Annotated in this window: 20 protein-coding genes; 12 read left to right on the forward strand and 8 right to left on the reverse strand. The window is 36.5% G+C overall.

What is annotated here, in order from left to right:
* Nucleotides 1-6 precede the first annotated feature (6 nt).
* The 8 genes from EPI11_RS04030 to EPI11_RS04065 all read left to right on the forward strand — a co-directional run bounded on the left by EPI11_RS04030 (nucleotide 7) and on the right by EPI11_RS04065 (nucleotide 9,017).
* Nucleotides 7-1,050 carry a polysaccharide biosynthesis protein gene (locus tag EPI11_RS04030; RefSeq protein WP_128388673.1) on the forward strand — a complete coding sequence of 348 codons (1,044 nt, stop codon included), beginning with the start codon at nucleotides 7-9 and terminating at the stop codon, nucleotides 1,048-1,050.
* 2 nt (nucleotides 1,051-1,052) lie between these two features.
* On the forward strand, nucleotides 1,053-1,478 hold the full coding sequence (locus EPI11_RS04035; protein ID WP_128388674.1) for a cupin domain-containing protein: 426 nt from the start codon (nucleotides 1,053-1,055) through the stop codon (nucleotides 1,476-1,478).
* 8 nt (nucleotides 1,479-1,486) lie between these two features.
* Complete coding sequence (gene wecB / locus EPI11_RS04040) at nucleotides 1,487-2,608, forward strand: non-hydrolyzing UDP-N-acetylglucosamine 2-epimerase (RefSeq protein ID WP_128388675.1); 1,122 nt, start codon at nucleotides 1,487-1,489, stop codon at nucleotides 2,606-2,608.
* 8 nt (nucleotides 2,609-2,616) lie between these two features.
* Entirely contained in the window at nucleotides 2,617-3,468 is an 852-nt protein-coding gene (locus EPI11_RS04045) for a dTDP-4-dehydrorhamnose reductase family protein (protein WP_128388676.1), read from the forward strand.
* Between the two features lies 1 nt (nucleotide 3,469).
* A complete protein-coding gene (locus tag EPI11_RS04050) occupies nucleotides 3,470-4,675 on the forward strand; it encodes a glycosyltransferase family 4 protein (protein ID WP_128388677.1) in 1,206 nt (401 codons plus the stop codon).
* 7 nt (nucleotides 4,676-4,682) lie between these two features.
* Entirely contained in the window at nucleotides 4,683-5,576 is an 894-nt protein-coding gene (locus EPI11_RS04055; RefSeq protein ID WP_128388678.1) for an NAD-dependent epimerase/dehydratase family protein, read from the forward strand.
* Nucleotides 5,577-5,582: 6 nt separating this feature from the next.
* The gene (locus EPI11_RS04060) at nucleotides 5,583-6,545 is read left to right on the forward strand and encodes an MraY family glycosyltransferase (protein WP_128388679.1); all 963 of its coding nucleotides are present in this window, start codon (nucleotides 5,583-5,585) and stop codon (nucleotides 6,543-6,545) included.
* A gap of 513 nt (nucleotides 6,546-7,058) precedes the next feature.
* Nucleotides 7,059-9,017 carry a polysaccharide biosynthesis protein gene (locus EPI11_RS04065; protein ID WP_241657576.1) on the forward strand — a complete coding sequence of 653 codons (1,959 nt, stop codon included), beginning with the start codon at nucleotides 7,059-7,061 and terminating at the stop codon, nucleotides 9,015-9,017.
* Between the two features lie 185 nt (nucleotides 9,018-9,202).
* Here the strand turns inward: EPI11_RS04065 and EPI11_RS04070 are convergent, their stop codons facing one another.
* A complete protein-coding gene (locus EPI11_RS04070) occupies nucleotides 9,203-10,339 on the reverse strand; it encodes a lipoprotein N-acyltransferase Lnb domain-containing protein (RefSeq protein ID WP_128388680.1) in 1,137 nt (378 codons plus the stop codon).
* 6 nt (nucleotides 10,340-10,345) lie between these two features.
* Nucleotides 10,346-11,419 carry a putative type IX sorting system protein PorV2 gene (locus EPI11_RS04075; protein ID WP_449404033.1) on the reverse strand — a complete coding sequence of 358 codons (1,074 nt, stop codon included), beginning with the start codon at nucleotides 11,417-11,419 and terminating at the stop codon, nucleotides 10,346-10,348.
* Nucleotides 11,420-11,522: 103 nt separating this feature from the next.
* Here EPI11_RS04075 and EPI11_RS04080 point away from each other — a divergent pair, with 103 nt between their 5' ends.
* The 3 genes from EPI11_RS04080 (at nucleotide 11,523) to EPI11_RS04090 (ending at nucleotide 13,513) form a co-directional block, all read left to right on the forward strand.
* Entirely contained in the window at nucleotides 11,523-12,272 is a 750-nt protein-coding gene (locus EPI11_RS04080) for a CDP-alcohol phosphatidyltransferase family protein (RefSeq protein ID WP_206619088.1), read from the forward strand.
* Nucleotides 12,273-12,350: 78 nt separating this feature from the next.
* Nucleotides 12,351-13,142: a glycoside hydrolase family 25 protein gene (locus EPI11_RS04085; RefSeq protein WP_241657577.1), complete on the forward strand. Its 792-nt coding sequence runs from the start codon at nucleotides 12,351-12,353 to the stop codon at nucleotides 13,140-13,142.
* A complete protein-coding gene (locus EPI11_RS04090; protein WP_128388682.1) occupies nucleotides 13,139-13,513 on the forward strand; it encodes a hypothetical protein in 375 nt (124 codons plus the stop codon). Before EPI11_RS04085 ends, EPI11_RS04090 begins: the two co-directional genes overlap by 4 nt.
* Here the strand turns inward: EPI11_RS04090 and EPI11_RS04095 are convergent.
* The 5 genes from EPI11_RS04095 to EPI11_RS04115 are packed head-to-tail and all read right to left on the reverse strand — an operon-like array spanning nucleotide 13,505 to nucleotide 16,982.
* On the reverse strand, nucleotides 13,505-13,957 hold the full coding sequence (locus EPI11_RS04095; protein WP_128388683.1) for a GNAT family N-acetyltransferase: 453 nt from the start codon (nucleotides 13,955-13,957) through the stop codon (nucleotides 13,505-13,507). The genes EPI11_RS04090 and EPI11_RS04095 overlap by 9 nt on opposite strands.
* Before the next feature lie 57 nt (nucleotides 13,958-14,014).
* The gene (lptB, locus tag EPI11_RS04100) at nucleotides 14,015-14,800 is read right to left on the reverse strand and encodes an LPS export ABC transporter ATP-binding protein (protein ID WP_128388684.1); all 786 of its coding nucleotides are present in this window, start codon (nucleotides 14,798-14,800) and stop codon (nucleotides 14,015-14,017) included.
* Nucleotides 14,801-14,818: 18 nt separating this feature from the next.
* Entirely contained in the window at nucleotides 14,819-15,187 is a 369-nt protein-coding gene (locus EPI11_RS04105; RefSeq protein ID WP_128388685.1) for a carboxymuconolactone decarboxylase family protein, read from the reverse strand.
* Nucleotides 15,180-16,016 (reverse strand): twin-arginine translocase subunit TatC, encoded by an 837-nt coding sequence (gene tatC / locus EPI11_RS04110; protein ID WP_206619089.1) that lies wholly within the window; start codon nucleotides 16,014-16,016, stop codon nucleotides 15,180-15,182. The genes EPI11_RS04105 and tatC overlap by 8 nt, the downstream gene beginning before the upstream one ends.
* The gene (locus tag EPI11_RS04115; RefSeq protein WP_164879106.1) at nucleotides 16,017-16,982 is read right to left on the reverse strand and encodes a KpsF/GutQ family sugar-phosphate isomerase; all 966 of its coding nucleotides are present in this window, start codon (nucleotides 16,980-16,982) and stop codon (nucleotides 16,017-16,019) included. It abuts the gene before it with no gap.
* An 86-nt stretch (nucleotides 16,983-17,068) separates the two neighbouring features.
* On the opposite strand from EPI11_RS04115, the gene EPI11_RS04120 reads away from it, so the two are divergent.
* Nucleotides 17,069-19,264, forward strand: a complete 2,196-nt coding sequence (locus tag EPI11_RS04120) for a RecQ family ATP-dependent DNA helicase (RefSeq protein WP_128388686.1) — start codon at nucleotides 17,069-17,071, stop codon at nucleotides 19,262-19,264.
* 50 nt (nucleotides 19,265-19,314) lie between these two features.
* Here EPI11_RS04120 and EPI11_RS04125 read toward each other — a convergent pair whose 3' ends face one another.
* Nucleotides 19,315-19,800 carry an Lrp/AsnC family transcriptional regulator gene (locus EPI11_RS04125; RefSeq protein WP_128388687.1) on the reverse strand — a complete coding sequence of 162 codons (486 nt, stop codon included), beginning with the start codon at nucleotides 19,798-19,800 and terminating at the stop codon, nucleotides 19,315-19,317.
* Nucleotides 19,801-19,859 lie beyond the last annotated feature (59 nt).

Below are 19,859 nucleotides of genomic sequence, written 5' to 3' on the forward strand. Positions count from 1 at the left end.
AAGTTAATGTTAATAAAAAATAAAACACTTTTAATTACGGGAGGAACGGGATCTTTTGGACATGCTGTTCTTCACCGTTTTCTTCATACTGATCATTTTGATGAGATACGTATTTTTTCCCGTGACGAAAAGAAACAGGATGACATGCGTAACCAGTTAAAAAGTGATAAGTTAAAATTCTACATTGGCGATGTGCGGGATTTTCACAGCGTAGAAAGAGCTATGCATGGTGTTGACTATGTGTTTCATGCAGCAGCACTTAAACAGGTGCCTTCATGCGAGTTTTTCCCTATAGAGGCAACTAAAACAAATGTTTTTGGAACTCAGAATGTTATTGATGCCGCAGTTGCTAATAATGTAACTAAAGTTATATGCCTTAGTACTGATAAAGCAGCTTACCCAATTAATGCAATGGGAATATCTAAGGCATTAATGGAAAAGGTTGCTATTGCTGCATCCCGAACTATAAAAAATAATACTACTACAGTTTGCTTAACACGATATGGCAATGTAATGGCATCGCGTGGCTCTGTAATTCCTCTGTTTTTAAAACAGATACAATCGGGAAAAGATATCACTATAACAGATCCTTCAATGACACGTTTCCTTATGTCTCTTGAAGAAGCTGTAGAATTGGTGTTGTTTGCCTTTGAACACGGAAATCAGGGCGATTTGTTTGTAAATAAAGCTCCGGCAGGAACAATAGGTGATTTGGCTATTGCCCTTAAAGAATTATGCAATGCAGATAATGAGATAAAAATAATTGGCACACGTCATGGTGAAAAGCTTTATGAAACGCTTTGTACACGTGAAGAGATGATCAAGGCTGAAGATATGGGCGATTTTTATCGTATCCCTGCGGATAATCGTGACCTGAATTATGCGAAGTATTTTTCTGAAGGTGAAGTAGATATTTCTAAAGTAGAAGACTACCACTCGCATAATACACAACAGCAGGATGTAGAAGGCATGAAAAAGCTTTTGTCTGATCTTCCTTTAATCAGGAAGCAGGTATTTAATGAAGAATTTATAGATTACTATTTTGACTAATTATGGAAAAACCACAGTTAATTAGTGGCAATGTTCATGAAGATCCAAGAGGGAAACTGTTCTTTAACAATGAGGTAGATTTATCTCCAATAAAGCGTTTGTATTTTATTGAGCATCCCGATACTATAACGGTAAGGGCATGGCAGGCACACAAAATTGAAGAAAAATGGTTTCAGGCAGTTCAGGGTAAATTTGAAATTAGCCTTATAAGAGTAAACTGGGATAACCCATCAGACTCTTTACCTGCATTTAAATATGTGCTCGATGCTTTAAAAAGCGAAATATTACATGTTCCCGGAGGATATGCTTCCGGATTCAGGGCATTAGAAAATAATTCTAAAATAATGGTTTGTTCTAATTTTACACTTGACGAATCTAAGGGAGATGATTTTCGTTTTCCTTTAGAGCATTGGGAGTTAGACAATTAATTAATTATATGAAAAAACTTAAGGTTGTTACTGTTGTAGGCACAAGGCCGGAAATCATCAGATTAGCAGAATGTATAAAAAAATGTGATCAGTTTTTTGATCACGTACTTGTTCATACAGGACAAAATTATGATTATGAGCTTAATGAGATCTTCTTTGAAGACCTTCAATTAAGAAAACCGGATGTGTTTCTTAATGCTCCCGGGAATCATTTAGGTGAAACAATTGGTAATATAATCGCTAAATCATTTGAGGTGTTTACCGATGTAAAGCCGGATGCTTTGCTGGTACTTGGAGATACGAATAGTGTTCTATGTACAATTGCTGCTAAAAGGCTTAAAATTCCTATATTCCATATGGAAGCAGGAAACAGATGCTTTGACCAAAATGTACCTGAAGAAATAAATAGGAAGATATCCGATCATATCTCTGACATAAACCTTACTTATACAGAGCACAGCAGGAGATACCTGCTTAGCGAAGGATTTAGGAAAGACCACGTATTTGTTACAGGCTCACCATTATGGGAAGTGCTTACCAAGTACATGACAAAGATCAATGAAAGTGATGTAGTAGAGAGGCTAAAGTTAACTCAGGGTGGTTACTTTGTAGTAAGTGCACATCGTGAAGAAAATATAGATTTAGGAAATAATTTCGAAATATTGGCAGAATCGCTTAATACAGTAGCGGAACAATACAATATGCCGATAATATTTTCTACACATCCAAGAACAAAGAAGAGGATAGAAGCGAATAATATAAAGTTCCATCCCCTAATACTGAATGTTGCTCCGTTAGGTTTCTTCGATTATGTAAATCTTCAGAAGAATTCATTCATGGTATTATCTGACAGCGGTACTATAAGTGAAGAATCTGCAATGATGGGCTTCCCTGCAATAAGCATAAGAACAAGTACTGAGCGTCCTGAAGCTGTAGATGCCGGTACAATAATTATTGGTGGTATACAAAAAGACCAGATTCTTAATGCTATTGAGATTACAAAAGCCTTAAGCCCCAACGATTCAACACAATTACCGGTAGAATATCTGGTAAATAATACTTCTGAGAGAGTTGTTAAGGTTATTCAGAGCTACACCTCAATCGTTAATAAAGTGATCTGGAATAAATAAATTTTGCTATGAAGAAAGTTTTAGTATTAGGAGCAAAGGGTATGGCGGGCCATGTCGTTTTAAAATTATTACCTCAGTTAGGGTCTTATGATGTTTGGGGAGTTGCCCGAAATATTGATGAATCTGAAAGACTCATCAATCTTGATGTTAAGGATACCGACAAGCTGAGCGCTATAGTTGCTTCTCATAACTTCGACTACGTTATAAATTGTATAGGGATATTAAATAAAGATGCCGAGGATAATCCTGATAAAGCAATATGGTTTAACAGTTACTTTCCTCATTTTCTTGAAGCAATTACAAGAAATACTTCAACTAAAGTTATTCATATCAGTACAGATTGCGTTTTTTCGGGAAAACGGGGAGCGTATACAGAAAAGGATGTTAAAGACGGATATGGTTTTTATGCCCAATCTAAAAATCTGGGTGAATTAGACAATACAAAAGACCTTACTCTCAGGACTTCTATTATAGGTCCTGAAGTTAATGAAAACGGAATTGGGTTATTTCACTGGTTTATGTCACAAAACAATGATGTACAGCTAAAAGGTTTTACCCATGCTTTTTGGTCGGGGATCACTACAATTGAACTGACTAAAACAATTCATGCGGCTATTGAGCAAAATATTACAGGGTTAATCCAGATTACCCAAAAGAATAAGATTGATAAATACAGCTTATTACAGCTTTTTAATAGGATATTTAAAAACGGTTCGATAACTATAGAACCGAATTCTGACTATCATGTAGATAAAAGTATGGTATCAATAAGGACAGACTTTAATTATACTGTTCCTGAATATGATGCAATGCTTTTAGAGATGAAGCAGTGGATAGAGCAGAATAACTATAAATATTAGTATGAGGATCCTGGTAGTATCACAATATTTCTGGCCTGAAAATTTTAAAATAAATGACCTTTGCCTTGGCTTGAAAGAGCGGGGGCATACTGTTACCGTACTTACAGGAATTCCTAATTATCCTAAAGGGAAATTTTATGATAATTATAGTTTTTGGAAAAGTAATGATGAAGAATGGAATGGAATAAAGATATACCGTTCAAAACTATTTTCAAGAGGCAATAATGGAATACGGTTAATGCTCAATTATGGATCGTTTGTACTATTTGGAGCATTGAAGTCTCTTTTTATAAAAGAAAAATTCGATAAGATCTTTGTTTTTGAGCCTTCTCCCGTAACTGTAGGTTTGCCTGCTATGTTTGTAGCGAGAAAGATGAAAATACCTTATTATTTCTGGGTACAGGATTTATGGCCGGAAAGCCTTTCTGCAGCCGGAGGTATAAATAATAAAACCATTTTGTCTTTTTTTGACAAAATAACAAGATCAATATATAAAAGTGCTGAGAAAGTTTTAGTACAGTCTGAGGGCTTTATCGAGTATATTGTAAAACAGGGTATTCCCAGAGAAAAAATTATATACTACCCTAATTCAACAGAAAGTTTTTATAAACCTGTAGCTGTTTCTGAAGTTCATCAGCAGAAAATGCCTAAGGATGGTCTTAAAGTATTATTTGCAGGGAACCTTGGCGAAGCACAAAGTTTAGATACACTCGTTGATGCGGCCAAAATACTTAAAGATAAACAGATACATGTAAATTGGATATTGTTAGGAGACGGCCGTCAGAAAGAACATTTAGTAAGCGAAATAAAAAGAAAAGGGTTAGAAGAAAATTTCCATTTACTGGGATCTTATCCATCTGAAGAAATGCCGCTATTTTTCGGCTGCGTGGATGCACTAGTAGTATCGCTTAAGAAAAATGATATTTTCGCACTTACTATACCTTCCAAACTGCAATCTTATATGGCATGTGGAAAGCCAATTATAGCATCACTTGAAGGTGAAGGAGCAAAGATTGTTGAAGAATCTAAATCCGGTTTTGTTTCTCCTCCGGATGATGCCGATGGGCTGGCAGAAAACATTATCAAGCTGTATAATTCAGACGATGATCAAAGAGCGGAAATGAGCCAAAATGGTTTAAAATATTTTAATGAACAGTTTGAAAGGGAATTTTTGCTGGACAAATTAATAGAAATCCTGAAACAATAATTTGAAAATGAAAGTAACTATTACCGGGGCTTCCGGCTTTGTGGGTCAAAATCTTTCTGCTTATCTTAAAGCGAATAATTTTGCAGTTAAACCGCTTTCATTGCGTACTCAGGATTGGGCGGCTAAAATTGACGGCGATGAGCAGGCGATTATACATTTAGCAGGAAAGGCACACGATACTAAAAATACCAGTGAATCATTGGAATACTTTAAAATCAATACGACTCTTACTAAAGAGTTGTTTGATGAATTTATAAAAAGTGACATCAAGGATTTTATATATTTTAGCAGCGTTAAAGCTGCAGCAGATACGGTTGAAGGTATTCTTACTGAAGAGATGCCTGCCGATCCGAAAACACCTTACGGACAATCTAAATTACAGGCTGAGAACTATATTATGTCTGTAAAACTGCCGGAAAACAAAAGGGTATTCATTATCAGGCCTTGTATGATTCATGGACCAGGAAATAAAGGAAACTTAAACCTGCTGTTTTCGGTAGTAAAAAAAGGAATTCCATATCCTTTGGCAGCTTATAAAAACAAACGTTCTTTTTTAAGTATAGACAACCTGTGCTTTGGCGTTGAGCAGTTAATGCTGCAGCCTATTCCTTCCGGGGTTTATCAATTTGCCGACGACGAGGCTTTATCTACAAATGAGCTTATTTCTCTTATTGGGCAAAGTTTATCGGCTAAAGTTAAGCTATGGAGTGTACCAAAGGGATTAATTAATACTTTAGCTAAAGTTGGAGACGTTACAAAACTGCCTTTAAATTCGGAACGACTTAAAAAGCTAACCGAAGATTATATCGTGAGTAATGAAAAAATAGTAAAAGCTATAGGTAAACCTTTTCCGGTATCAGCGAGAGAAGGTCTTATCAAAACGTTTAATTCTTTTAAATAAAAATTAATGCATTATTTAATAATCGTTGTATTGTTGTTTGCTTTAGAACTGCTTTACTTTAAAATAGCAGATCGTTACAATATTATCGATAAACCCAATCATAGGTCATCTCATACTTCTATAACACTGAGAGGCGGAGGTGTTATTTTCCCTGTAGCAATGCTTATTGCCTGTGTAATGGGCGAAGCTTCTATTGCTTTTACGGTTGCCGTAGTGTTAGTTGGAGTTGTAAGTTTTATAGATGATATTAATCCGCTTCATCAATTGCCAAGAGTTATATCTCATTTAATTGCTATTGCTTTAGTTTTATTTGACCTCGATTTATTGCAGGGAACAGCTTTGTTTTGGTTGCCGGTACTTGTGGTTTTAGCTATTGGATGGATCAATGCATTCAATTTTATGGATGGTATTAATGGTATTACGGTATTGTATGCTTTAGTTACTATTGCTTCATTTGCATGGATGTATCAAAATGAATCATCGTTGAATGTTTTAATAACTATGGGACTTGCCTGCATAGTCTTTGGATTCTTTAATATTAGAAAAAGAGCCAAAACATTTGCTGGTGATGTGGGAAGCGTAAGTATGGCACTGTTTCTGGCTTATTTTATGATAAAATTAATTGCAGAGACAGGTCAAATAGGGTATCTGCTATTTTTTGGTGTTTATGGTGTGGATGCAGTAATCACAATTTTGTACAGACTGAAGAATAAAGAAAATATATTCCAGCCGCATAGAAGTCATTTGTATCAATATTTAGCAAATGAGATGAAATGGACGCATGTTTTAGTTTCTTTAGCTTATGCTGTACTACAACTTATTATTAATGGATGTGTTATTCTGCTTAATGATAAGGGGCTATTAAGTATTTGGGTATTTATAGTTTTATTAATTATTTTGGCAGTTTTATATATGGCAATAAGAATTTCTGTAAAGAAAAAAATTGCTGTAGAAAGTATGAGTAATTAATGTCTATATGGGGTTAATTAGTTCTTTTATTTTGTCAAACTATAAGTAAAAAACTACGAATTATGACGGTTTTAGAATGTAAAATACCCTGTGTTATATTTTTGTGAAAGATGTGGGTTTTGTTATTTAATTCATTTTATGATCAATCTGGCGATTTTTTGTAAATATTAATTGATAATTGGCAAAAAATTAATAAAAATTTTCCTTTATAAATTCATAATTTGTTGTGAATTTGAGGCGAAAAATAAAAATGAAATATAGTTTTTAGCTTACATTTGTAATACTCCTTATCAGGAGACTTTAAATTGTATAATTGTATCGTCTTTTTAATGATTGTGTTTTAATGATTTCTACTTCATTTGCAGGAGAATTTGGCGCTGAATACAAAGAATTAATAGACTGCAGTTATCAGGTTTTTTTAAAAGCTTGCCCCCTTTTAGACTAATTTGGATAGATGTTTAGAGAGAGTTAAAAGTGAAGAGTTTAAAATGAGTTAGTTTAATTGCTAATATAGTGAGTGAAAAAAATAGACTAAGTACTCTTAGAATTTGGGAGTCATTACATAGCCTTGGTTACCTGCCAAGATGGATAATCCTACTATTGGATCTACTAGTCATTTCTGTAACAGGAATACTATCCTATTTGTTGATATACAGAACCGGTATTTTGTATGTTAAGCCTTCGCTATACAGTATAAGTATCCCTGTGTATCTGGTAATTAGTCTCTTATCTTTTAGGGCATTTAGAACATACGCAGGTATTATAAGGCATTCTTCTTATATCGATGCTGTAAAAATATTTTTTGCCCAATTTACTACTGCATTTCTTTTACTGGCCATCAATAGTTTGTATTGGAGTATTACCGGTCGTTTATTATATCTTAATATAGGTATCCTTATAAATGCTGTTTTCTCGTTTACTTGTTTGTTTTTATACAGGGTATTGGTAAAACAGGTTTTTGAGAATTATTTTAATCACAATCAGGGGAATAAATTATCACGTGCTATTATATATGGATCGGATGCTAATGCAATTGCCGTAGTAAACGCACTAAAGTCTGAAATGCCGGCGAGATTTAAGATAGTTGGTTTTGTAGATAAGTCGAGTCACAATAAATCTAAGATGATATTGGGACTTCCTATTTTACAGCATAAAAAACGGGTATCTGTGCTAATGCGTATTTTTAATGCTGAAGCACTAGTAATAGCCGATAAAAGTTTATCTAAAGAAGAGAAGCTGGCAATTGTGGATGAATGTCTTGAATTTAACTACAAGGTATATACAGTTCCATTGATATCGGATTGGGAAGACCAAAAAGAAATTTCAAAGAAAGTAAAGAATTTCCAAATTCAGGATTTATTAGAAAGAAAGCCAATTGTGCTTGATAACAAATCTATATCGTCACAGCTTAGAGGTAGAACAGTTTTAATTACAGGAGCAGCCGGTTCGATAGGTAGTGAAATCGTTAGGCAGGTATTACAGTTTAGCCCTAAGAATATTATTATGCTTGATCAGGCTGAAACGCCATTGCACCATCTTGGATTAGAGATTAGCAAATTTGATTCTGCCGCAAATGTATGTAGTGTTATATCTGATGTAAGAGATAGAATCGCTCTCGATAATGTCTTTAGGAAATACAGGCCTGAGGTGGTATATCATGCTGCAGCTTACAAACATGTACCTTTAATGGAAGAAAACCCTTCGCAGGCTATTTTTGTAAATGTACAGGGAACTAAAAATGTAGCAGAACTTGCCTGTGAATATAATGTAGATAGTTTTGTAATGGTATCTACAGATAAGGCTGTTAACCCTAGTAATGTAATGGGGGCCAGTAAACGTATTGCTGAAAAGTTTGTACAGGCACTTCACAATAATATTTTATTGCAAAACCGCAATTGTAAAACAAAGTTTATAACAACCCGTTTTGGAAATGTTTTAGGATCAAATGGGTCGGTAGTTCCATTGTTTACAAAACAGATCGAAAGTGGTGGTCCAATAACTTTAACCCATCCTGATATCATCAGATATTTTATGACCATACCTGAGGCCTGTCAGCTTGTATTAGAAGCAGGTTCTATGGGTAAAGGAGGGGAGATCTACATCTTTGATATGGGTAAGCCTGTTAAGATTATAGATCTTGCGAAAAAGATGATTATGCTTGCCGGTTTTGTGCCGGATAAGGATATTGAAATTAAAATTGTTGGACTTCGCCCAGGTGAGAAGCTTTATGAAGAATTGTTAAATGATACTTCTAAAACACTGCCTACCCATAATGAGAAGATCATGATTGCTCAGGAAACCTATGATGACTTTGTGATACTTAATGAAATGCTGGATGGTTTGATCGCTTCTGCAAGTCAATACTGTGTTGACGATGTCGTTTCAAGAATGAAACAGATCGTTCCTGAATTTATCAGTATGAATTCGAATTATGAAACGCTTGATAAATCAGCGGTAGTATTGCAAAAATAATACGCTGTATTCTCAGATGTGATTTATTCGCTAGAATATGCTGCTGTTTCAAGAATAGATAGAGCTGTAAAAGAGTATCTTATCTTAGTGATTTCCCTTGTTTATTTCTTTTATTCAGTTTATACGGGTACAAATGTGTTTAGTAAAAAACCTTTGTATCTAATTCAATACCTGGATAAATTGTTTTATGAATTAAAAACTACTCTTTGCCTATTGTCTAAAATTATCCTTAGCAATATTACTACTGTAGGTGTAATTAACGGTAATACAAGAGCCAGATGAGGTTTATTAAACATCATTATTATATATAGTGTAATAAAGGCCAAAGAGATGTAAGAAGTCATTAAAATGGCTTTGGTCTTTTTTGCGAAAATAAAATATAATAATAGCAGGAATAGCGGATTGATAAGAAGTATGTTATAATTTAGTTTTAATTCCGGATGGGAAGAATAAAACGCAACAAAACAAAAGAAAATCCCTAATAGCCCAAAGATTGCTAAGAAAGACCGCTGTACTAATTCCTTTTTAGAAAATAGTATTAAGAGTAAGCAAACAGCACTTAACGTATATATGTTGTTCCATGCTGAACTACTGCTTTCTTCAGAAGCTTCGTTAACTGAGATTGTGGATTTTGCCAAGGGTCCCATTGTAGTTGTAGTATTGTTAACACCTTCCATTAATCCATTCGGTAAAAACAGTTTTTGTGCTACTTCATCGGTCTTATGGCCAAAAACAAGGCTGATCCCTAAGTTTTCATAGTAATGACTGTGCAGGGCATCAAATAGCATTTCTCTGTAGGTTTTACCTTTATTGGTATTTTCAAGTGAGATCTTTGGGTCTATGTGATTGTTTATAATGTCGGCAACCATAGTAGTGCAGTTGCGATGAATAAACTGATAGGTGTAAAAACGTTTATCGCTAAGGATGATGCTGTTGAGTTCGTTTGCAATGTTTTGCTTTTGTGTCTGCGTCAGGTTTAATACCTGTTCAAAAACATCTCTTTTGTAATATACATAGGTATAAACAAAATCGTCAAAAGAGCTTGTGGTAACAAAGTACTGCAAATCGCCTTTTACAAATTTTCCGTAAAAATTAGGGGTATCAAAATCGAATGAACCAAAGTTGTATACCACATCAAAGCGGGTAGTGGGATCGTAAACTCTTATGGCGGTATGTCCAAACACAGAATACATTTCGTCGCCGGGTCCGCAGGTGAGCAGGCTCACATTTGCCTGATCTGATAATTGTGTTTGTGCAAAAGTTTTAGCGGAAACCGATAGTAGTGTTAGAAGTAATACTATTAAAACTTTAATGTTGCGCATGATGTGTTAGTTTCTGAAAATCCCCAAATCTACCTTAACAGAGAAGATGTTTGAGTACAGGGCTGCACTCTGGTCACCAATATCGGTAAGGGCATAGTCTACCTGAATACCTTTGTATTTAAAGCCAAGACCTATATTAGGCTGAAAGCTAAGAGAACGGGAATTGTCTATTTCTGTAATATTTTGAAAGTTACCTACACCGGCTCTAAGATATACAAGATCTACATAGCCAAATTCAAATCCAATAGCAGGGTCAATACTTACTGCTTTGGTAGAGATAATATCATTGGTTTGGGCAAACTGCATATTCAGATTGGCTGCTGCCAATATGCTGTAGTCGTAACGAATAATGAATTTTTTTGAAACACCAAATTGTGCTTTAGGTAAGGTGATCTCGGTCGTTTCAGGTAATTCCTGATTTTGTCCGGGTATGGCACCTTTTATAGTCTCATATTCGTCTTCGTCAATATTCCAAACGTTGTAAGTTGTCGTGATGTCACGAAGCATAAGTCCGAATTTCCATTCGTCTTTAGATTCATACTGGAAACCTATATCAAATCCAAAACCCCATGAGTTGGCAAATTTTCCAATCATCCTGCGGATAACTTTGGCATTTATACCATAATTTAATCCATCAAGCGGTAATTTACGGGCATAGGATACGGTAACACCATAATCGGCAGCAGAGAAAAGACTGATACGATTGTAATCGATATTACCTTCTTTGTCAATAAGTTGGGTGGTGTTAAGGATATCATCTACTCCAAAACGAATGATAGAGATACCAAAAGCACTTCGGTCGTCAATAGGCATTGCAAAAGCGGCATAGTCGTACTGCGCTATATTGGCAAAGTAGCTGGCGTGCATTAATGCAAGCTGCTTATCTTCTACTTTTATTAGCCCTGCCGGATTCCAGTAACCCGAATTCACATCGGAAGTATGTGCCGTAACAGCATTGCTCATACCCAGTGCTGCAGCATCAACCCCAATATTCATAAATTCATTGGAGTATTTCCTAACAGTTTGGCTATAAGCGGAAATGGTGAGTAAAAAGGATAAAATAAAAAGTATCTTTTTCAATAGCTGTTATTTTGTGCAAATATGATATAAAATTCTCAATTACTAAACTCCAATTCTATTAACTTATTGTATTAACTTTGTCCTTATAAAAATAATTACGACTATGTCTATAAAAAAATATGTTCCTAACCTTATAACGCTATGTAACCTTGCATCCGGACTGATCGCTTTAGATTATGCCTACAATACAAATTTAGTGATGGCTTTTGTTTGGGTATGTATAGGAATATTTTTTGATTTCTGGGACGGTTTTTTTGCCCGCATATTTAAAGCGCAGAGTCCACTTGGTTTACAGTTAGATTCATTAGCCGATATGGTTACCAGTGGCGTTGTTCCTGGTGTAGCTATGTTCCAGTTACTGGCTAACATTGCCGATCTTCAGGATGATTACAATTTGTCGTCTGATAATTTTTATTTAGGTATACTGCCTTATGCAGGATTCATCATAACACTTGCATCGTGTTACAGACTGGCTAAGTTTAATGTAGATACCCGCCAGACGGATTCTTTCATTGGGCTGCCTACACCTGCAAATGCATTGTTTATTATGAGTCTTCCAATTATCCTGCACCATTCCGATGGTGAAGGTTTTGTGTTTGATACCTTAAGTAATCCATATATACTAATTGGGATAAGCCTTTTAAGTGCTTATATGCTTAATGCGGAAATACCATTATTCTCACTAAAAGTAAAATACTTTAACTGGGAGACAAACAAAATTCAGGTTGTATTCCTGATATGGTCAATATTGATGCTGTTCTTTTTCCAATACTTAGGAATACCACTTATCATATTGTCTTATGTTCTGTTGTCGGTGATCAATAACAGGTTTTTAACGAAAGCCGCTCATTAATAGATGAAATATCAGCCGTCTAAACCCGTAAGAAGGAAGACGAAATCTAAGAAATCCACCAAAAAAATAACGCCAGGAATGATACTTAAGTACTCATTCCTGGTTTTGTTTGTGTCCTTTTTAGTGACGGGTATTTACCAGTATCGTCATGGATTTTTGTATTATTTAGGCTTTAAAACCAATAAGAGGATCGAAGCGCTTACAGAGAAAAAAGGCAAACTGGCTAACCTGCGTATCTATGAAATACTGGATCGCCATAAGGATAAAGTGTATGGTATAGATGTGTCGCACTATCAAGGAGAAATTGAGTGGGAGACTGTAGAAAAGGAGAACCCCGAATTTCCACTACACTTTGTTTTTGTGCGTTCTACTACAGGGAGCAATGGTTTAGATACGGAGTATAAAACCAATTGGAAAAGTGCCAAGAAACATGGGTATGTTCGTGGAGCTTATCATTATTATCGCCCTGACGAGAATTCAGTGCAACAGGCTGAAAATTTTATTAAGACCGTTAAGCTTTCTAAAGGGGATCTTCCTCCAGTATTGGATGTTGAAAAGATTCCAAACAGGCAGAGTATGGATAGCCTGAAAAACGGACTTAAACGCTGGCTTTCCATAGTAGAAAAGCATTATGGCGTAAAGCCGATTATTTACAGCGGTGAAAGTTTTTATACTGATTTCCTGGAAGAAGAATTTGAGGACTATGACCTTTGGATCGCCAATTACAGTTTTTTTGAAGATGAGATACGTAAAGAATGGCTCATTTGGCAGTTTACGGATAAAGGCACAGTGAAAGGGATTAAAGGAAATGTAGATGTTGATATCTATAATGGAGATTTGACGAGGTTTAATGAATTAGTGATAAAATGACAATAGAAGACTTTACTGTAAAATTTTCAGAGATTATCAATAGTATTCAGAATACCAATTATGGATATGTAGTAGCACAGTTCAAAATAGTTACACTTATTCAGGAGTTTTATCTGACCAGTACTTTTAACAGGGAAGATATCGTTCAGTTGGTTGAGGTTTATCCTTACGAAGAAATTAGTTCGAAAGCACAGGATGAAGCCATAGGTGAAATTATAAGTAACCTGAATGGGTTTCATAAATGCAGGCCTATAACCGATGATTTTGGCGATGAGTACAGTCAATATCTCTTTGCAATGCTCAACCGTCTGCATTTTTTAAATGCACTTTTTGATGAATGCACGGGAGAAAGAAATATAGATTTACTTTAGTGTTTTCTCAAAACAAACACTGTTTTCTATACCGGTATATTGTCCGTAATTGATGATGATGCTGTAATTGTTCTTTTTGTAAAGGGCAATGGCTTCAGGCTGCCTGATTCCGGTTTCCAATATGCATTTATTATAGCCCAGTTGTGCCGTCCATATCTCCAGTTCTTTTAATATAGCAGAGGCAATGCCTGATCCGCGTTTATCTTCACTTACATACATACGCTTTACTTCCATTGTACCCTGCTCGTATTCTTTGATAGCACCGCAGCCTACAGGCTCATCGTTCTGGTAGGCAACTACTACATGTTTTATTGCCTGAATTTTGTTGTACTGTGAGTAAAAAGCATGGTCTTCACCATCACGGATTCTTAGATCAGTGTCAAGAAGGGCGACTAATTTTTGAAAGTCGGTATTTGTAGAATCGGTACGTAATAAATGTATCATGAAATAGGGAAGGTGTTAAATGAAAAAACACGGAGTTTCGTCCGTGTTTTGTATATTTTAAAAAATCTCCTGATCTGAAATGTCTGATGAGTGGGGTTCTTTGTGAAAGTTTAGTTTCTTTCTTCGAAGTTCAAAGTTTTGTCCAAGATATACTTTACGTACCATTTCGTCCTGTACCAGTTCTTCAGGTATACCGGCTTTAAGGATGCCACCTTCAAACATAAGGTAGGTCTTATCTGTAATCGCAAGAGTTTCCTGTACGTTGTGGTCGGTAATAAGGATGCCTATGTTCTTGTCTTTAAGCTGTGCTACAATACGCTGAATGTCTTCTACTGCTACAGGGTCAACTCCTGCAAAAGGTTCGTCAAGAAGAATAAACTTAGGGTCGGTTGCGAGTGCACGTGCAATTTCTGTACGGCGGCGTTCTCCACCCGATAGTAAGTCACCTCGGTTGGTACGGATATGCTCAAGGCTGAATTCAGCAATAAGCTCTTCCATTTTAGCCACCTGTTCCTGTTTGCTTAGTTTGGTAAGTTGTAATACACTTAATATGTTATCTTCAATACTTAATTTTCTAAAAACCGATGCCTCCTGGGCAAGGTAACCAATGCCGTGCTGTGCGCGTTTGTACATTGGAAAATCGGTAATTTCAGTTTGGTCAAGGTATATTTTGCCACTGTTTGGTTTTACCAATCCCACGATCATATAGAAAGATGTCGTTTTTCCGGCACCATTGGGGCCTAGTAACCCTACAATTTCGCCCTGGTTTACTTCTACCGAAATGCCTTTTACAACGCTGCGGCCTTTATAGGTCTTTATTAAATTGTCTGCTCTTAAGATCATGTCTTTTGTGTTCTTCTGTTAAACAGTAGTATCAGTGTTGTTTTGGCTTTCTTCTAAAGCTTCCCAGAATTCGTATGCCCTGCGAAGGTGTGGTATAACAATAGTACCGCCTACAAGGGTAGCGATACCTAATGCTTCCATAACCTGTTCTTTAGTAAGGCCTACTTTATGAGAAGTTTCCAGATGGTATTTAACGCAGTCGTCGCAACGCAGTACGGCAGATGCTACCAGTCCTAAAAGTTCCTTGGTTTTAACATCAAGGGCGCCTTCCATATAAGCATTAGTATCTAAGTTAAAGATACGCTTAATAATCTTATTGTTATCCGCCAGGAGTTTGTCATTCATCTTTTGGCGGTAGTCGTTGAAATCTTGTACTAAATCAGACATTGGCTTCCTCTTTTGCTAGTTTCGCTCTTTTTTTGTCCATTCTTGCTGCAATGAATATACTTCCTTCATACAGGATAACCAGCGGAATGGTAACAATCATCTGGCTCACCACATCCGGAGGGGTAACAATAGCAGCAATAATAAGTATTATAACGTAGGCATACCTTCTGTAAGTACGTAGGAATGATGCAGAGATCAATCCCATCTTAGAAAGGAAATACATGATTATAGGCATCTCAAAAACCAAGCCACATGAAATTGCAGTTGTTTTTACAAGACTTAGGTAGGAGTCAAGGTCAATGTCATTTTTAACCATGTCACTAATTTTATAGTTACCTAAAAAGTTAAGTGAAAGCGGCGTGATAAGGTAGTGACCGAATAAAACTCCAATGAAGAATAGTATTGAAGTGGTGAAAATAAACATTGCTGCTCCTTTTCTTTCTTTAGCGTATAAAGCAGGGCTGATAAATTTCCAGAATTCCCATAATATAAAAGGGAAGGCAAGGATGAAACCTGCTGTAATAGATGTCCAGATGTCTGTAGAGAACTGTCCGTCCATCGAGCGGCTCTGGATTTCGAAAGGAAGCTCTTTTATGCAGAAACTTTTGTCAAGATCATATTTGGTTGCCAGTTCACAAAAAATACGATAGGTAATGAAGTTGCCGTCTTTTGGCGCAAATATAATTTCGTCAAAAATAAATCCGCTAAAAGCAAAAGCTACACAGGCGCCAATTAATATAGCGATGGTGCTTCTAACTAACAGCCATCTTAATTCTTCCAGGTGGTCTAAAAAAGACATTTCGCCACCAGTATTCTTTTTTTTTGCCATCTATACTATTCCTTCTTTTAAAATGTCATGTAAATGCAATATGCCTTTATATTCGCCATCATCTGCAACCACAAGCTGAGTGATAGAATGGTTTTCCATAGTGTTAAGAGCCTCTGCAGCCATGTCTGTAGAGCGTATTGTTTTTGGGTTACGGGTCATAATATCGGCAGCGGTAACGCCTGCAATATTATCCCTGTCGTTTAGCATTCGTCTAATGTCCCCATCGGTAATAATACCTATCACTTTATTGTTCTCTATAACAGCGGTAACACCCAGTCTTTTTTCGGAAATTTCTATAATGGCAGTTTTAATACTGCTTTCGGGAGCAACTTCAGGTTTATGAGTGCCATCCAGCATATCGCCTACACGTAATAATAATTTTTTACCAAGTGCGCCTCCCGGGTGGTATTTAGCAAAATCTTCGCTGGTAAAGTTACGCATTTCCATAAGGCATACTGCAATTGCATCGCCTAAAACAAGCTGTGCTGTCGTACTGTTTGTAGGGGCAAGGTTGTTAGGGCATGCCTCTGATTCTACATACGCATTAAGTACAAAGTCGGATTCTTTACCTAAAAATGAATTTTTATTGGCAGTCATTCCAATAAGTACGTTACCAAAACGTTTTAATAAAGGAACAAGAACTTTAATCTCGGGACTATTGCCGCTTTTTGATATGCAGATAACTACATCTCCGGGCTGTACCATACCTAAGTCGCCATGTATCGCTTCGGCAGCATGCAGGAACATTGATGGGGTGCCGGTAGAATTAAGTGTAGCGACAATTTTTGCAGCAATAAGCGCACTTTTGCCTATTCCGGTAACTATGAGACGGCCTTTGCTGTTGTAAATTATTTCGGCAGCCTTTGCAAAATCATCATCTAAGAACTGAACGAGGTTGGCAATGCTCTCACTTTCAGAAAGTATTGTTTTTTTGGCAGAAGCCAATATTGCGTCTTTATTGATCAAAGTCAGGAATGTTTAAAAAGTTGTGCGTATTAAAGATTTTTGTATCTTTAGTTCTGCAAATTTATGTAAATTACTATTAATAAATAATGAAATTGACCGAAATTGACTTACATAAAGAGTTAAAAAAATATTTTGGTTTTAACAAATTCAAGGGCCTTCAGGAAGGAGTTATAAAGAGCATCATATCCGGTAATAATACATTTGTTATTATGCCTACCGGAGGTGGTAAATCTCTTTGTTATCAACTGCCGGCGCTGGTACTTGAAGGAACCGCTATCGTGGTTTCCCCACTTATTGCGCTCATGAAAAATCAGGTGGATGCTATACGCAGCCTGTCTTCAGATCCGGGGATTGCCCATGTATTGAACTCATCTCTTACTAAAACGGAAGTAACACAGGTCAAGAAAGACATTACATCCGGGCTTACAAAATTATTATATGTTGCTCCTGAGTCGCTTACTAAGGAAGAATATGTGTCATTCCTTCAGGGAGTGCCTATTTCTTTTGTAGCAATTGATGAGGCGCATTGTATATCGGAATGGGGACATGATTTCCGTCCGGAATACCGTAACTTAAGAAGTATTATAAAGCAGCTGGGTGATGTCGCTATTATAGGTCTTACCGCTACTGCCACACCAAAGGTTCAGGAAGATATCCTGAAAAACCTTGATATGGTAGATGCAAATACTTTTAAAGCATCGTTTAACAGGCCGAACCTGTTTTATGAAATACGTACTAAAACAAAAAACGTAGAATCGGATATTATTCGTTTTATACGTGGATATAAAGGTAAATCAGGAGTTATATACTGCCTGAGCCGTAAAAAAGTAGAAGAGATAGCACAGGTGTTACAGGTAAATGGCATTAGTGCTGTGCCTTATCATGCCGGGCTTGACGCTAAAACACGCGCAAGGCATCAGGATATGTTCCTTATGGAAGATGTAGATGTGGTTGTGGCAACCATTGCCTTTGGTATGGGTATCGATAAACCTGATGTTAGATTTGTAATACACCATGATATTCCTAAATCACTGGAAAGCTATTACCAGGAAACCGGTAGGGCAGGACGTGATGGCGGTGAAGGTCATTGTTTAGCTTACTACTCTTATAAAGATATAGAGAAACTGGAAAAATTCATGTCGGGCAAGCCGGTTGCAGAACAGGAAATTGGTTTTGCACTGTTGCAGGAAGTGGTGGCTTATGCCGAAACTTCGATGTCCAGGCGTAAATTTTTACTACACTACTTTGGTGAAGAATTTGATGATGAAACGGGTGAAGGAGCCGACATGGACGATAATGTTCGTAATCCGAAGAAAAAATCGGAAGCCCAGGACCAGGTGGCTACACTGCTAAAAGTGGTGAAAGATACCAACCAACTTTACAAATCCAAAGAGATTATTTACACGCTTATCGGTAAAGTAAATGCTGTTATAAAAGCGCATAAAACCGATGCTCAAAAAATGTTTGGTAAAGGTGCTGCTTTCGAAGAGAAATACTGGATGGCATTGATCAGGCAGGTATTGGTAGATGGTTTCCTGTCTAAAGATATCGAATCGTATGGTGTATTGAAACTGACCAAAAAAGGGGAGGATTTCATTAATAATCCGCATTCGTTCATGATGAGCGAGGATCATGATTTTACAGAAAGCGAAGAAGATGCTATAGTTACTGCAGCAAAATCTGCGGCAACTACTGATGAGGTGTTGATGGGGATGCTGCGTGATCTTCGTAAAAAAGTGTCTAAAAAACTGGGGGTACCACCGTTTGTGGTATTCCAGGATCCTTCACTCGAAGATATGGCATTAAAGTACCCTATTACTATAGATGAACTTAGTAATGTGCACGGTGTGGGTGAGGGTAAAGCAAAGAAATACGGTAAGGATTTCGTTGAACTTATTGCCCGTTATGTTGAAGATAATGATATTATGAGGCCGGACGATCTTGTAGTAAAATCTACAGGGGCAAACTCTGCTCTTAAATTATATATTATCCAGAATATTGACAGGAAGCTTTCTCTGAATGATATAGCAAAAGCAAAAGGCCTTGATATGGATGCCCTGTTAAAAGAAATGGAGCAGATCGTATATTCAGGGACTAAGCTGAATATAAAATACTGGGTTGACGATATACTGGATGAAGACCAGCAGGAAGAGATCCATGATTACTATATGGAAAGCGAAACCGATAGTATTAAAAATGCACTTAAAGAATTTGATGGTGATTATGATACCGAAGAATTAAGGCTGATGCGTATTAAATTTATTAGCGAAGTAGCAAACTAAATAGTAAGCTTATAAAAAGATTAAAATCCCGGTACTTGTGCCGGGATTTTTTATTTTATGGCCAATGTATGTCCTACTTTAACCGAATCAATAGCGACAGAAGTTCGTATCTTTTTTACATTCGGGTCGGTGAAAAAAAGATTTCTTGAAAAATTCTCATAATCAGCCATTGTAGCAACATGAAGGATCAGGAAAAAGTCGGCCTGTCCCGTTACATAATAGCATTGCTGTACTACTGGCATGTTTAAAAGCCTTGTTTTGGCTTCTTCAATCACATCATTCCTAACATCAACGAGCTCTATTTCTACAATAAGAGTTATGGGAAGTCCTACCATTATCGGGTTTACTATGGCAATGTTAGAATGGATAACACTGGCTAAAGTCATCTTTTTAATCCTTCGCTGTACCGCTGCTGCCGAAAGATTTACGGCTTCGGCAATTTGTCTTTGCGGAGTCATATTGTCTTTCATTAAAATATCTAAAATCGAAATATCGAATCGGTCGAGGGTAATAGAAGTGTTGTTTTTCCAACTCATATGAAACAAAATTGCATTATACCCGTAAAAGTAAAGGAAATGTTTCGTCTGCGATAGAT

Origin of the sequence: Flavobacterium cerinum, assembly GCF_004028155.1 — a bacterium.
Taxonomy (GTDB): Bacteria; Bacteroidota; Bacteroidia; order Flavobacteriales; family Flavobacteriaceae; genus Flavobacterium; species Flavobacterium cerinum.

Excerpts from the sequence above, each read along its gene's own strand:
- EPI11_RS04030 (WP_128388673.1), top strand. The coding sequence starts at position 7 with ATGTTAATAAAAAATAAAACACTTTTAATTACGGGAGGAACGGGATCT.
- EPI11_RS04035 (WP_128388674.1), top strand. The coding sequence starts at position 1,053 with ATGGAAAAACCACAGTTAATTAGTGGCAATGTTCATGAAGATCCAAGA.
- wecB (WP_128388675.1), top strand. The coding sequence starts at position 1,487 with ATGAAAAAACTTAAGGTTGTTACTGTTGTAGGCACAAGGCCGGAAATC.
- EPI11_RS04045 (WP_128388676.1), top strand. The coding sequence starts at position 2,617 with ATGAAGAAAGTTTTAGTATTAGGAGCAAAGGGTATGGCGGGCCATGTC.
- EPI11_RS04050 (WP_128388677.1), top strand. The coding sequence starts at position 3,470 with ATGAGGATCCTGGTAGTATCACAATATTTCTGGCCTGAAAATTTTAAA.
- EPI11_RS04055 (WP_128388678.1), top strand. The coding sequence starts at position 4,683 with ATGAAAGTAACTATTACCGGGGCTTCCGGCTTTGTGGGTCAAAATCTT.
- EPI11_RS04060 (WP_128388679.1), top strand. The coding sequence starts at position 5,583 with ATGCATTATTTAATAATCGTTGTATTGTTGTTTGCTTTAGAACTGCTT.
- EPI11_RS04070 (WP_128388680.1), bottom strand. The coding sequence starts at position 10,339 with ATGCGCAACATTAAAGTTTTAATAGTATTACTTCTAACACTACTATCG.
- EPI11_RS04080 (WP_206619088.1), top strand. The coding sequence starts at position 11,523 with ATGTCTATAAAAAAATATGTTCCTAACCTTATAACGCTATGTAACCTT.
- EPI11_RS04085 (WP_241657577.1), top strand. The coding sequence starts at position 12,351 with ATGATACTTAAGTACTCATTCCTGGTTTTGTTTGTGTCCTTTTTAGTG.
- EPI11_RS04090 (WP_128388682.1), top strand. The coding sequence starts at position 13,139 with ATGACAATAGAAGACTTTACTGTAAAATTTTCAGAGATTATCAATAGT.
- EPI11_RS04095 (WP_128388683.1), bottom strand. The coding sequence starts at position 13,957 with ATGATACATTTATTACGTACCGATTCTACAAATACCGACTTTCAAAAA.
- lptB (WP_128388684.1), bottom strand. The coding sequence starts at position 14,800 with ATGATCTTAAGAGCAGACAATTTAATAAAGACCTATAAAGGCCGCAGC.
- EPI11_RS04105 (WP_128388685.1), bottom strand. The coding sequence starts at position 15,187 with ATGTCTGATTTAGTACAAGATTTCAACGACTACCGCCAAAAGATGAAT.
- tatC (WP_206619089.1), bottom strand. The coding sequence starts at position 16,016 with ATGGCAAAAAAAAAGAATACTGGTGGCGAAATGTCTTTTTTAGACCAC.
- EPI11_RS04120 (WP_128388686.1), top strand. The coding sequence starts at position 17,069 with ATGAAATTGACCGAAATTGACTTACATAAAGAGTTAAAAAAATATTTT.
- EPI11_RS04125 (WP_128388687.1), bottom strand. The coding sequence starts at position 19,800 with ATGAGTTGGAAAAACAACACTTCTATTACCCTCGACCGATTCGATATT.